This window comes from Kribbella turkmenica, assembly GCF_004348725.1.
Taxonomy (GTDB): Bacteria; Actinomycetota; Actinomycetes; order Propionibacteriales; family Kribbellaceae; genus Kribbella; species Kribbella turkmenica.
Genome location: NZ_SMKR01000010.1, coordinates 38965 through 52077, shown reverse-complemented (window position 1 = coordinate 52077; position 13113 = coordinate 38965). Strand labels below are relative to the sequence as shown.

General features: G+C 68.2%; 14 protein-coding genes. 7 read left to right on the top strand and 7 right to left on the bottom strand.

Going from position 1 to position 13113, the window contains the following annotated elements; translation table 11 throughout:
• Nucleotides 1-2: 2 nt before the first annotated feature.
• From E1218_RS04015 to E1218_RS03995, 5 genes are all read left to right on the top strand, one after another.
• Nucleotides 3-944: a carbohydrate ABC transporter permease gene (locus E1218_RS04015; protein WP_132316356.1), complete on the top strand. Its 942-nt coding sequence runs from the start codon at nucleotides 3-5 to the stop codon at nucleotides 942-944.
• Complete coding sequence (locus tag E1218_RS04010) at nucleotides 934-1785, top strand: carbohydrate ABC transporter permease (protein WP_132316354.1); 852 nt, start codon at nucleotides 934-936, stop codon at nucleotides 1783-1785. Before E1218_RS04015 ends, E1218_RS04010 begins: the two co-directional genes overlap by 11 nt.
• Before the next feature lie 3 nt (nucleotides 1786-1788).
• Nucleotides 1789-2607, top strand: coding sequence for a sugar phosphate isomerase/epimerase family protein (locus E1218_RS04005; RefSeq protein WP_132316352.1), 819 nt, complete (start codon nucleotides 1789-1791; stop codon nucleotides 2605-2607).
• A gap of 31 nt (nucleotides 2608-2638) precedes the next feature.
• On the top strand, nucleotides 2639-3094 hold the full coding sequence (locus tag E1218_RS04000) for a carboxymuconolactone decarboxylase family protein (protein WP_132316350.1): 456 nt from the start codon (nucleotides 2639-2641) through the stop codon (nucleotides 3092-3094).
• An 83-nt stretch (nucleotides 3095-3177) separates the two neighbouring features.
• On the top strand, nucleotides 3178-3528 hold the full coding sequence (locus E1218_RS03995; protein ID WP_132316348.1) for a YciI family protein: 351 nt from the start codon (nucleotides 3178-3180) through the stop codon (nucleotides 3526-3528).
• A gap of 90 nt (nucleotides 3529-3618) precedes the next feature.
• Here the strand turns inward: E1218_RS03995 and E1218_RS03990 are convergent, their stop codons facing one another.
• From E1218_RS03990 to E1218_RS03965, 6 genes are all read right to left on the bottom strand, one after another.
• Complete coding sequence (locus E1218_RS03990; protein WP_132316346.1) at nucleotides 3619-3819, bottom strand: hypothetical protein; 201 nt, start codon at nucleotides 3817-3819, stop codon at nucleotides 3619-3621.
• A gap of 364 nt (nucleotides 3820-4183) precedes the next feature.
• On the bottom strand, nucleotides 4184-5065 hold the full coding sequence (locus E1218_RS03985; protein WP_132316344.1) for a carbohydrate ABC transporter permease: 882 nt from the start codon (nucleotides 5063-5065) through the stop codon (nucleotides 4184-4186).
• Between the two features lie 73 nt (nucleotides 5066-5138).
• Complete coding sequence (locus E1218_RS03980) at nucleotides 5139-6083, bottom strand: carbohydrate ABC transporter permease (RefSeq protein WP_132316342.1); 945 nt, start codon at nucleotides 6081-6083, stop codon at nucleotides 5139-5141.
• Between the two features lie 14 nt (nucleotides 6084-6097).
• Nucleotides 6098-7390 (bottom strand): extracellular solute-binding protein, encoded by a 1293-nt coding sequence (locus tag E1218_RS03975; RefSeq protein ID WP_132316340.1) that lies wholly within the window; start codon nucleotides 7388-7390, stop codon nucleotides 6098-6100.
• A gap of 92 nt (nucleotides 7391-7482) precedes the next feature.
• Nucleotides 7483-8538: a LacI family DNA-binding transcriptional regulator gene (locus tag E1218_RS03970; RefSeq protein WP_132316338.1), complete on the bottom strand. Its 1056-nt coding sequence runs from the start codon at nucleotides 8536-8538 to the stop codon at nucleotides 7483-7485.
• A 35-nt stretch (nucleotides 8539-8573) separates the two neighbouring features.
• Complete coding sequence (locus tag E1218_RS03965; protein WP_132316336.1) at nucleotides 8574-9284, bottom strand: SDR family NAD(P)-dependent oxidoreductase; 711 nt, start codon at nucleotides 9282-9284, stop codon at nucleotides 8574-8576.
• A 55-nt stretch (nucleotides 9285-9339) separates the two neighbouring features.
• Here E1218_RS03965 and E1218_RS03960 point away from each other — a divergent pair, with 55 nt between their 5' ends.
• Together E1218_RS03960 and E1218_RS03955 are read left to right on the top strand one after the other, a co-directional pair.
• A complete protein-coding gene (locus E1218_RS03960) occupies nucleotides 9340-9918 on the top strand; it encodes a MarR family winged helix-turn-helix transcriptional regulator (RefSeq protein ID WP_132316334.1) in 579 nt (192 codons plus the stop codon).
• Between the two features lie 71 nt (nucleotides 9919-9989).
• On the top strand, nucleotides 9990-12284 hold the full coding sequence (locus E1218_RS03955; protein WP_132316332.1) for an ATP-binding cassette domain-containing protein: 2295 nt from the start codon (nucleotides 9990-9992) through the stop codon (nucleotides 12282-12284).
• Here E1218_RS03955 and E1218_RS03950 read toward each other — a convergent pair.
• The gene (locus E1218_RS03950) at nucleotides 12258-13091 is read right to left on the bottom strand and encodes an SRPBCC family protein (protein WP_132316330.1); all 834 of its coding nucleotides are present in this window, start codon (nucleotides 13089-13091) and stop codon (nucleotides 12258-12260) included. The genes E1218_RS03955 and E1218_RS03950 overlap by 27 nt on opposite strands.
• Nucleotides 13092-13113: the final 22 nt, after the last annotated feature.

The window sequence follows — 13113 nt, the reverse complement described above, 5'->3', positions numbered from 1 at the left end:
TCATGTCCGTCGACACCCTTCCCGTGCCGGCCACGGCGCCGCCACGACCCACCCCGGAACCGACGCCGCGCTGGCGCAACCGGGAGTCCCTGACCGCCTGGCTGTTCCTGCTGCCGAGTCTGATCGGCTTCCTGGTCTTCACCGCCGGGCCGGTCGTCGCCGCCGGCGTGATCTCGCTGCTCGACTGGAACCTGTTCAGCCCGCCGACCTGGGCCGGGTTGAGCAACTTCGCCCGGCTGGGCCCCGACCCGACGTTCTGGTCGGCGCTGGGCAACACGGCGTACTTCACCTTCCTGAGCGTGCCGCTGACGATCCTGGTCAGCCTACTGCTGGCGCTGCTGCTGAACCAGGGGCTGCGCCGGGTCGCGGTCTTCCGCTCGCTCCTGCTCTTGCCCTACGCGACGATCACGGTGGCGGTCGCGTTCGTCTGGATCTGGCTCTACATCCCGCACGACGGCCTGGTGAACGCCGTGCTCGGCGCGATCGGGATCAACGGCCCGGCCTGGTTGATCTCCGACACCTGGGCGATGCCGGCGCTGGTCGCGATGAGCGTGTGGAAGAGCTTCGGCTTCGGCATGGTGGTGTTCCTGGCCGGCCTGCAGGCGATCCCGCAGCAGCTCTACGAGGCGGCCCGGGTGGACGGCAGCTCGGCCTGGCAGAGCTTCCGCAACGTGACTGTGCCGATGTTGTCGCCGGCCCTCTTCTTCGTGGTCGTCACCTCGGTGATCGGCTCGTTCCAGGTCTTCGACCAGGCGCTGATCATGACGAACGGCGGACCGGGCACGCGCACGACCACGCTCGTCATGTACATCTACCGGACCGGCTTCGAGAACTACGACCAGGGGTACGCCGCCGCGCAGTCGCTGGTGCTGTTCGCCTTCATCGTGCTGATCACCGCCACGCAGTTCGTCTTCCAGAAGAGGCTGGTGCACTATGACAACTGACGCCCTCCCTCTGGTCGCCGGCAAGGTTGCCGCCCGCAAGCTCGTCGTCTTCGCCTGTTTCCTGGTCACCGCGATCACCCTCATCCCGGTCGTGATGATGGTGCTGGTCGCGTTCCAGTCCGACGGCGAGTCGATGGCCGCAAAGCCGTCGTTCTGGCCGGGTAGCTGGCACCCGGAGAACCTCACCCGCGCGTTCGACCTGGTGCCCCTCGGCAAGTACCTGCTGAACACCGTGTACTTCGCCGCCGGCACGACCGTGCTCGAAACAGTCACCGCGGCGCTGGCGGCGTACGCGTTCGCCCGGCTCCGGTTCCCGGGCCGCAACTGGCTGTTCGGTGTCTACCTGGCCACCTTGATGATCCCGTCGCAGGTGACGCTGATCCCGCAGTTCGTGCTGGTCGCGAAGCTGCACGGCATCGACACCTGGCCGGGCATGATCCTGCCGCACGCGTTCACCGCGATCGGGGTGTTCCTGCTCCGGCAGTTCTTCCTCGGCATCCCCCGCGACTACGAGGAGGCCGCCCGCCTCGACGGCGCGAACCGCTGGCAGGCGTTCCTCCGGATCATCGTCCCGCTGGCGGTGCCGGCGATCGCGACGCTGGCGGTGTTCAAGTTCATCGGCCAGTGGAACAACCTGCTGTGGCCGCTGATCATCTCCAACAGCGACGCGACCCGGACGGCGTCCGTCGGCCTGCAGGTGTTCCAGGACACCAACGGCACTCAGTGGAACCTGCTCCTGATGGCCGCCACCGTCACCACCGTCCCGCTGATCGTCGTCTTCTTCCTCACCCAACGCTGGTTCGTCCGCGGGATCACCATGAGCGGGCTGGGAGGCCGCTGAACCTTGTCCGAGTCCGTCGTCACCCCACCGCCCCGGTCGACCTACCTCTGGTCCGTCTTCACCAAACCCTGGTCCGGCCTGCCCGGTGACCAGCTCGGCCGGCTGGTCGCCGAGCTGGGCTTCGGAGGTGCCGAGGTTGCGGTCCGCGACACCGCCTACGTCACCCCGGCGGACGCCGAGGCCGAGCTACCGAAGTACGCCGAGCAGTTGCGTGCCGAGGGCATCGAACCGGTCAGCGTCGCGAGCGACCTGTCCGAGCGTGTCTTCGCCGCCTGCGCGCAAGCCGGCGTGCCGATGATCCGGATCATGGCCGAGCTCGGTCCGGACGGCTACGCCGCCTCGGTCCGGCGTACTCGCGGTCTGCTCGAGGAGGCGGCGATCCTGGCCGCGCAGTACGACGTCCAGGTCGGTATCCAGCCGCATCACGGGAAGTTCGTGCCGTCGACGCTCGGCGTGCTCCAACTGCTCGACGGTCTGCCCGACCAGTTCAAGCTGGTGTGGGACGCGGCCCACGACGCACTCGCCGGTGACGATCCCGCGATCACACTCGAGCTCGGCGCCGGCCGGCTCGGCATCGTCAACTTGAAGAACGCGCAGTACATCCGGACCGCCGACGGCTGGACGACGCACTTCGTCCCTGGCGACGAGGGGATGTCCGACTGGTCCGCGGTCTTCGCCACGTTGCGACGACTCGGCTGGAGCGGGCCGATCTGCCTGACCGGTCAGTACTCCGATCCCGCCGTACCGGTGGAGGAACGAATCGCGAAGGATCTCCGCGACGCCCGTGTCACATCGTCCGGCGGCGTTCCGTCAGTGGGGTGAAGACGACCCCACACTCGATGGAGTACCTCCCATGACTGCTCGGATGAAGAACCCCGCGATGCTGCTGCCGGACGCCACCAAGGGAGTGCAGAACATCTTCAAGGCCGTCCACCAAGGCGGCGTGCCGGCGACGACGCTCGAACTCGTGCACCTGCGGGCCAGCCAGATCAACGGCTGCGGACCCTGTGTGTTCGGCGGCGTGAAGTCGGCCGTGAAGAACGGCGAGAGCGACGAGCGGCTGCACCAGGTCGTCGCCTGGCGTGAGTGCGACCTGTTCACCCCGGCCGAGCGGGCGGCGCTCGCGCTGACCGAGGCGGCGACCCGGCTCGCCGACCGGCCGGGCGCGGTGACCGACCAGATCTGGGCCGACGCGGCCGAGCACTTCGACGAGCACCAACTGGCCGCGATCATCCTGATGATCGGGCTGACCAACCTTTTCAACCGGATCAACACGACCGTACGGGAGCCTGCCGGCGCGACCTGGTGAGTGAGTAGCGTGCGGAACGTCGATGTCGAGGACGGCATCGGCGTTCCGACGTACCCGGGGTAGACCGGAAACCGGAGGCCGCGATGAAGTACATGCTCTTGATCTACGGGAACACCGACACCTGGGACGCCTTGCACGCGGCCGGGATCGACCAGGTGCTCGACCAGCACCGCCGGCTCGCCGACGAGCTGAAGGCGAACGGCGAGTACCTGGACGGCCTCGGGCTGACCACCGCGAACGCGCGGGTGGTCCGGGTCAACGACGGCGTGCCGGCGGTCACCGACGGTCCGTTCACCGAGGCGAAGGAAGTGCTGGCCGGCTACTACCTGGTCGACTGCAGTCTGGAACGGGCGACCGAGATCGCTGCCCGCCTGCCGGAGGCGAGGTTCTCGCCGATCGAGATCCGCGCGTTCACGGATCCGATGGAGGAGTAGGTCCGCTCCAGGAACTTGCCGGCCTCAGCTGGGCGTTGACACCTGAGACCGGCGAGTCACTGACTCAGCCCTGCGCGGGGCCCCTCGGGTTCAGCTGGGGACACCCGGCGTGAGGATGACCCCACCTGAAGGGGACTGGTCACCCATGCCCCGGCCACCCTGGACGAACACGGTGGCACCCTGCTCCGGAGCCGGGGCGCCTGCGCCGAGTCGCAGCGTGGTGGTCAGGCCGTTGCTCAACCTCAGCACCGCCACGCGTCGCGGTTCCACCGACGGGATCGACGAGCTCACCTCGTGGATGCCGGTGCAGACCGCCGGTTGGATCGAAGCCCGTCCGAGCCCTGCGTTGCCGTGACTCCTCACACCACGGCACTGCTCGGCGAGCCTTGTCATCGCTGACACACTTCCCCCTTCTCTCATCGTTCCCCGAGTGACGGTTGACGTGACCGCTGTGAAAACGCGCAGCAGTCACACACTCCCCCGTCCTTCCCGCACCCGGAAACGACGCGGAAGTGATCAGGGAAGCCTTGCTGAGAGTGACGACGTTTTCAAGGGATCGTGACAGGAATCCCGCGCACTGGAACCGCTGTCCAGCTTTTATCCGACGTCGAAGCGTGCGAGCAAGCGCCCACTTGAAGCAGTGGTCCTACTGCTCCTACTGGCCACCGAATCCGGTGGTCGCGATCCCCTTGATGATCTGGCGCTGGAAGAAGAGGAACACCACCACCAGCGGCAGTGCGGCCAAGATCGCCGACGCCATGTTCTGCGCGTACTGCAACCCGTAGGCGCTCTTCACCGTCTGCAGGCCCACCGGCAAAGTCATCAGGTCCGCGTCGGTGGTGACGATGAACGGCCACAGGAAGTTGTTCCAGGCACCGATGAAGACGAAGATCGCCACCGCCGCGAGGATCGGCCGGGACAGCGGCAGCACGATCGACCAGAACACCCGCAGCCGGTTCGCGCCGTCCACCCGGGCGGCGTCCTCGAGCTCGACCGGGATCTGGTCGAAGAAGCGTTTGAGGATCAGCACCATCGCGGGCGCGAACGCCTGCGGCAGGATGATGCCCCAGTAGGTGTCGACCAGGTCGAACGCGAGCATCTGCCGGAACAGCGGCACGATCAGCAGCTGGGGCGGGATGATGATGGCCGCGATGATCGCCGCGTACAGCCAGCGCCGGCCGCGGAACGCGATCCGCGAGAACGCGTACCCGGCCAGTGCCGAGGTCGCCACGGTGATCAGCGTGATGGCGACGGACGTGACCAGACTGTTCCAGGCCCAGGCCGGGATGTCGCCTGCGGACAGGACCTTGCGGTAGGCGTCGAAGCTGAATCCGCCGGGCGGGTTCAGCGTGATCTTCGACGCACCGGCGTCCGCCTCGGTCTTCAGCGAGGTCAGCACCGCCCACCCGAACGGCACCAGCCAGGTCGCGGCGAGAAACGCCAGTACCAGCAGCGCGACCATTCTGGACACGCTCCACGGATTCTCGCCGGGCTTGTGACCTTGTTTGATCCCACGCGACAACGTGTAAGTACTCATCGACGTCCTCGCTTCGCTCCAGGCGCCGATGGATACGACTCACTGTGCCTGATGATGAACTTGCTCCGCTCCTTCATGATGCACTCCGGCGGTTGATCAGCTTGTACTGCGCGATCGACACCAGCACGATGATCGCGAAGAACAGGTAGGAGATGGCCGACGAGTAGCCGAACCGGTAGCCGGTGAAGCCGGACTCGTAGATGTACTGCACGATCGACCGGGTCGAGCCGGCCGGGCCGCCGTTGGTCAGCATGTAGATCTGGTCGAAGACCTTCAGCGACGCCAGGATCTGCAGCGTCACGATCAGTGCGGTGGTCGGCGCCAGTTGCGGGATCACGATAGAGAACAGCTGCCGCCATTTGCCGGCACCGTCGATCGCGGCCGCCTCGAACTGCTGCTCCGGGATGGTCTGCAACGCGGCCAGGTAGAGCAGGAAGTTGAACCCGATCGTCCACCACAGCGTGGTCACCACGACCGAGATCATCGCCACGTTCGGATCCTGCAGCCACGCGACCGGCGCGACCCCGAGCTCGGCCAGCACGCCGTTGATCAACCCGAGCTTCGGGTTGTACATCCACGACCAGAACATCACCACGACGGTCGAGGCCAGCAGGTACGGCAGGAAGAACGACAGCCGCCACAACCACCGTCCGGGCAGGCCGAGGTTCACCAGCAGCGCGAAGGCGAGCGACAGCGCGACGAGCGGGATCGTGCTGAGCACCGTGAACCACACGGTGTTGCCCAGCGAGCGCCACATGTCCGGGTCGCGCAATGCCTCGGTGTAGTTGGCGAGGCCCAGGAGCTCGCCACCTGAGCCGGTCAACGTCTCACCGGTGAAGCTCAGGTAGAGGCCGTACAGGGCGGGCACAACGAGGAAGAGCACGAACAGGACGGCGAACGGCGCCGCGAAGGCCCATCCGGTGGCCGTGTCCCCACGCTTGGCCCGGGCCCGGCCGGATTCCGGGCCCTCGGCGACGACCGGCGTACTGGTCGCGGTGCTGTCGATGGCGGTCGACATCAGTGGCTCTCCTCTCACACCGGCTGCGGACGGTCGAGCAGCACGTTCAGCCGCTTCACGAACCCGTCGAACCCGGCCGCCGGGTCCCCGCTGCCCAGGTAGACGTTCTGCACGTTCTCGGCGAAGTACTTGTGGAAGTCGCTGCCCGCGCCGCCGAACCACGCGTCCGGGTCGTAGTTGACGTACCCGGGAATGTCCGCGTAGTTGGACTGCGGCTTCAGGTCCTTGAACTCCGCGCTCCGGACGACCGGCTGGTACGCCGGGATGTGGCCGGCGCCGGCCCACGTCACCGAGCGTTTCAGGATCTCCGCGACCATCTCGTACACGTGCCGGCGACGCTCCGGCGACACCTTCGACTGCCGGGGCAGCACGAACGTGTGCGAGTCGGCGTACGCGGCGTCGGTGCCGAACAGTGTCGGGATCGGCATCGCCTCGAGCGGCATCTTCGCGTCCTTCAGCACCGGCAACTCCCACACACCGCCGAACAGCATCCCGCTCTCGCCGTGCAGGAATTCGCTGGTCGCCGTGCCACCGTCGCCGCTGCGGGTCGCGATCGTGTCGTTGAGCAGGGAGCGGACGAAGGTGAGCGCCTTGACCGCCGCGGCCTCGTCCACCTGCGCGGGCTGACCGGGAACCAGCCTCATGTCGGCACCGGTCTGGCGGTAGAGCGTGTAGAAGAGCCGCCACATCTGCGAGCCGTCACCGAGGTAGCCGTAGGACAGACCGTGCTTGCCGGTCACCTTCTGCAGCCTCGCCGCAACCTCGGTGAACTCCTCCGCGCTCTTCATCGACCGCAGGGTGTCCACGACTCCGGCCTTCGCCGCGTGCTCGGTGTTGTAGTAGAGGACGAACGGGTGGATGTCGAGCGCGAGCGAGTACGGCTTCCCGTCGTAGATTCCCTTCTGCCACACCAGCGGCGGGAAGTCGCTTTCGCGGAGGCCGACCTCGGCGAGCAGGTCGAGGTCCCACGGCTCGAGCAGGCCGCCGGGGGCGTAGCCCGCGATCCGGGACGCGTGCATGATCGCGAGGTCGGGCGCACGGCCACCGGCCGAGGCCATCGCCAGCTTGGTGTAGTAGGGCGGGCCCCAGGCGAGCACGGTCTGAGTGGCCTTGAAGCCGAGATTCAGCCCGTTGACGGCGTCCACCAGACCCGCCATCACGACGCCGTCACCACCGGTCATCAGGTGCCAGTAACTGAGGTCGTCCGTCGAGCGGGAGGCACTCGGTGAGCAGCCGAGCAGCAGGCTGCCGCCGGCCAGCGCGGCGGCTCCGGTGAGCAGGCTGCGCCGGGAGATGTTGTCTGTCATTCGGTCTCCTTGGGGAGGGCGGGACCGATCATTACATCGTTAGAACGTAGCGACAAGGTTCCTTGATGTAGTTTTTTGAGGCAATTTGTCCGTTAGCGTGTGGTCCTGGTGCTGGCGCGTTCGACGATCCGGTGCGGGATGATCACTCGCCGTGGCGGCGCGCCCTTGTCCGCCATCCGCTCGGCCAACAGATCCAAAGCCGACTGGACGAACGCCCGCCGGTCGAAGTCGACCGTGGTCAGCGGCGGGATCATGAACTGGCTCTCGAGGATGTTGTCGAACCCGGCCACCAGCGTCTGCTCCGGTACGCCGACGCCCGCCGACCACAACGCCGACAGGGCGCCGGAGGCCAACGTGTCGGTGAAGCAGAAGAACGCGTCCGGCAACTCGTGCTCGGTCAGGTACTTCCCGACCACGGTTGCCGCACCTTCGGGCCGCCAGCGGTCCAGGTTGATCTCCAGCGCCGGATCGTTCGGTATGCCGGCCTCCTCGAGCGCTTGGCGATACCCTGCCGTCCGCAGGCGGGACGCCGCCGTCCCGGGCGCGTCCGCACTGCCGCCCAGGACTCCGGCGCCGCTCGAGCCGCGCGGGACCTCCGGCGTACCGACCGCCGCGATCCGCCGGCAGCCCTGTGCCAGCAGGTGTTCGGTCAGGTCCCGCGCCGCCGCCAAGTTGTCGATCGCGACCTGGCTGACCACGTCCTGGTCGACGTCGCCGATCAGCACGACGGGCGGCAGCGGCCCGGCCGTCATGATCGCGCTGTCGTCGACGTTCACCGGGTTCAGGATCAGGCCGTCGACCAGGTGCGCACGCCCCTTCGACAGCAGCTCGAACTCACGTTTCGGCTCGGCCGCGGTCTGCTCGATCTGCACACCCCAGCCACGCTCGTGCGCCAGTTCGACCACGAGATGGGTGATCTCCGCGGAGTACGGCCGGAGCAGGTCGGGCAGCGCGAGCGCGATCATCCCGGAGCGGCCGTTGCGCAGGCCACGCGCACTCATGTTCGGCACGTAGTCGAGCTCGCTCAGCGCCTGCTCGACCCGGGCGCGCGTCTCGGGACGGACGAAGACCACACCGTTGATGACGTTCGACACCGTCTTCGGGGACACCCCGGCGAGCTTGGCGACGTCTTTGACGGTGGCACGCATGCGGCCATTGTCACATCTGGCCGCGTTGTCACGACTCAGCGGCTGGTCAGCGCCCCGCCGTTGACGTGCAGGACCTGACCGGTGACGTGCCGGCCGGCGTCCGAGGCGAGGAAGTGGATCGTGCCGGCGATGTCGGCCACGGTGCCCTCGCGTTTCGTCATGGTTGCCTCCAGCAACCAGGCGCGGCGCTCGGCGGTGAGCCCGCCCCGGAAGAACTCGGTGTCGGCGGTGAAGCCGGGGGCGACCACGTTCGAGGTGACGCCGCGCGGCCCGAGGTCGGCCGCGACATCGAGGTTCCAGGTCGCCAGCGCGGCCTTGGCCGCACCGTACGAGCCCGGTCCGCGGGCGCCCGCGATCGAGCCCAGGTGGATCACAGCCGTCGTCAGCCGAGGCCCGAGGGCAGCGGTGGTCAGCACCGCGGACAGCAGGTTCGCCTCCAGGTTGGCCAGCCAGTTCGCCTTCAGCCGGGCGAGCCCACCCTCGCCACGGCCGAAGTCGGTGTTGCCGCCGGCGTTGTTCACCAGGACGTCGATGCGCTCCGGCAACCCGGCGGCCAGGCGCTGGACCTGCGCCGGGTCGGTCGCGTCACACACCACTCCCCTGGCGCCGAGGTCCGCGGCGGTCTTCGCCAGCACGTCCTCCCGCCGGCCGGTGATCACCACCTCGTCGCCGTCCGCGCGGAACCGCTCGGCGGTCGCCCGCCCGATTCCGGTCGCTCCTCCGGTCACCACGATCGTCCGTGACACGGTACTCCCTTACGTTTAGGTCTAAATGTTTAGGTCTAAACATAGCATGGTCCTCATGACACCCGAGGCGAACAATCCCGCGAGGCCATCGGGGGACGGCTATCCGTTCGACGGGCCGGGCACCTATCCGGCCGCGGAGATCGCCCGCGCCTGGCAGCGCGAGCGACCGGGTACGCCGACGGACTCGATCGAGATCGTCACTCCCCTGTGGCGGCTGGCGAAACTGTTCGCCGACGACCGCCGCCGGCTGCTCGCCGATCTCGGGGTCGATCCGGCCACCCTCGACCTGCTCAGCGTGCTGCGCCGGGCGGGTTCGCCGTACGAGCTCAGCACCCGTGAGTTGAGCCGCCGGACGCTCGTCACCGCCGGTGCGATCTCGCAGCGGGTCGCACGAGCCGAGGACAGCGGACTCGCCACCCGGCGGACGGCGGGCGACGGCACCCGCGCTGTCCTGGTCTCGCTCACCGAGGCCGGCCACGACCTGATCGAACGGACCGTCGACCAGGTCCTCACCCGGGAGTCCGAACTGCTCGCGTCGCTCACTCCGGCGAACCGCCGCCGGCTGGCCGGTCAGCTCCAGGAACTCCTCGACCAGGCCGGCCGGATCGCCCGCAAACCTTCGTCGGACGTATAAGCTTTTCCGCAGCCGATCACCGCGAGGCTCGCGGCAAGTTCATAGGGTCGGTTCAATGTCACAATTGAAGGATGCCTGCTACCGAATCGACCGGGTCAGCCGGTCCCACGGCCGCCGACAGTCACGACGTCATCCAGGTGCGGGGAGCCCGGGAGAACAACCTCAGCGGGGTCTCGGTGGACATCCCCAAGCGCCGGCTCACCGTCTTCACCGGGGTCTCCGGCTCCGGCAAGTCGTCCCTCGTCTTCGACACCATCGCCGCCGAGTCCCAGCGGCTGATCAACGAGACCTACACCGCCTTCGTCCAGAACTTCCTGCCCAGCCGCAGCCGTCCAGACGTCGACTCGTTGCGCAACCTGTCCGCCGCGATCATCGTCGACCAGCAACGCATCGGCGCCAACTCCCGCTCCACCGTCGGTACGGCGACCGACGCGCACACCATGCTCCGGGTCCTGTTCAGCCGGGCCGGGACGCCGTACGTCGGATCGCCGTCGGCGTTCAGCTTCAACCTGGCCGAGGGGATGTGCCCGGACTGCGAAGGGCTCGGCCGGGCCACCGAGTTCGTCGTCGACGAGGTGGTCGACCGGGAGAAGAGTCTCAACCAGAACGCGATCAGGGCGCCTGGGTACGCGGTCGACAGCTGGCCCTGGCAGCTGCTGGCGACCACCGGGCTGTTCGACCCGGACCTGCCGCTGAAGGACTACCCGGCCGAGGACTGGGACCGCTTCCTGTACTCCGGCCCCACCAAGGTCAAGGTCGGCAAGAGCAACGTGACCTTCGAGGGCCTGGTCTCCAAGCTGCGGCGCAGCTATCTCGGCAAGGACCGGGACTCGCTGCAGAGTCACGCCCGCGCGTTCGCCGACCGGGCGATCCGGCAGACCACCTGCGCGGCCTGCGGCGGCGCCCGGCTGAACGCGGCGGCACTGTCGGCCACGATCGACGGGCGGACCATCGCCGAGTGCTCGGCGATGCAGATCAGCGACCTCGCCAAGTTCGTTGCCACCATCAACCATCCCGGCGTCGCCCCGATGGTCGACGGCCTGCGGGAGACGCTGGACTCGATGGTCACCATCGGGCTCGGCTACCTCAGTCTGGACCGCGAGTCCTCGACACTGTCCGGCGGCGAGGCGCAACGGGTCAAGCTGGTCCGGCATCTCGGCTCGAGCCTGGCCGACGTCACCTACGTGTTCGACGAGCCGACCGTCGGCCTGCATCCGCACGACATCCAGCGGATGAACGACCTGCTGCTGCAGTTGCGGGACAAGGGCAACACCGTCCTGGTGGTCGAGCACAAGCCGGAGACGATCCGGGTCGCCGACCACATCGTCGACCTCGGCCCCGGCGCCGGTCTCGCCGGCGGGCGGCTGTGTTTCGCCGGTGACCTGGACGGGCTGAAGAAGTCCGGCACGCTGACCGGCCGGTACCTCGATCACCGGGTCTCCGTGCGCGACGACGTACGGCGTCCGACCGGCCGGCTGGCGATCGAGAACGCGACTTTGCACAACCTGCGCAACGTCAGTGTCGACATCCCGCTCGGTGTGCTGACCGTGGTCACCGGGGTGGCGGGCTCCGGCAAGAGCTCGCTGATCCATGGGTCGCTGGCCGGGCGGGACGGGGTGATCGTCGCCGGGCAGGAGCCGATCCGGGGCTCACGCCGGAGCAACCCGGCGACGTACACCGGGCTGCTCGACCCGATCCGGGCCGAGTTCGCGACGGCAAACGGCGTGAAGCCGGGACTGTTCAGCGCGAACTCGGTGGGTGCGTGCAAGACCTGCAGGGGCATCGGTCTCGTCTACACCGATCTGGCCATGATGGCCGAGGTGGCGTCGGTCTGCGAGGACTGCAACGGTGCTCGCTTCACTCCCGAGGTGCTCGCCTACCAACTGCGCGGCAAGAACATCAGTGAGGTGCTGCGGATGACGGTGACCGAGGCGCGGGACTTCTTCAGCCGTGGGCCGGCCCGGAGCGTGCTCGACCGGCTCTCGACGGTCGGCCTCGGCTACATCGGGCTCGGTCAGCCGCTCACCACGTTGTCCGGCGGTGAGCGCCAGCGACTGAAGCTGGCGATCAACATGGGGAAGACGGGTTCGGTCTACGTCCTCGACGAGCCGACGACCGGTCTGCACCTGGCCGACGTGGACCAGCTGCTGGCGATGCTCGACACCCTCGTCGACGACGGCAACACCGTCATCGTCATCGAGCACCACCAGGCCGTGATGTCCCACGCCGACTGGCTGATCGACGTCGGCCCGGGCGCGGGCCACGACGGTGGGCAGATCGTGTTCACCGGCACGCCAGCCGATCTCGTCGAGAGCAGCCCCACGCTGACCGCGGAGCACCTACGACGGTACGTCGCGGGTGACTAGCTCGGCCGCGAGTGCCTCGACGAGATCGTGCCAGGCATCGAGGTAGCCGGCGGCGGGGCCGGTCTGGGCGAGCACCACGCGGGCCCCGCCGTTGCCGTCCCGCAGTGTCCAGGACACCTCACCATCTGTCCAGGTGTACGTCAGCCGCTCCGCCTCGGCGACGTCGGTCACCGGGCCGGCCTCGATGCCCTTGGCAACGAATCCGGCCGGCGGCAGGGCGCCCGCGGTCGCGGTGGCCGCACCGGCCAGCAGCTGCCAGACGAGCTCCTTCGGCCGGACGAGCTGCCGCTCGAACCGGATCGCCCCGTCGGCGAGCACGACACCTTCGTCGAGGCCGTACACCTTGACGAAGTGCTCGTGCAGCACGGCGTAGTCCTTCGCCGGCACCGCCGAACCGCCGACCACCTTCTCCAGCGCGTCGAAGCAGAGCAGCCACCCGCTGGTGAAGCTCGCCGACCCCGGCCGGTCGTCATGCGTCGCGGTCAGGTGCAGGGTGCACCCGTCTGCCGTCGGGACCAGCTCCCAGCGAAGCACCTCGGTGCCCCAGGTGTACTCCAGCAGCCGGGGTGGCTCGCAGGCGCGGATCACCCCGCTGCTCTCCTCGTCGACCGGTGCGCCCGGGTCCTCCTCGAAGGTGAACCTGATCGGGCCGTCCAGCCGCAGGTCCAGCTCGACCGCGGCCGGGAACCACCCGGCCAGCTGCTCCGGCTCGGTGATCGCCCGCCAGACCCTTTCCACCGGATGCCGCAGCTCGCGCCGCATCCGCAGGATGGTCCGGCCGTTCTCGGTGCTCAGAGTCTCGGTCATGCGCCCATATATACCCGATGAG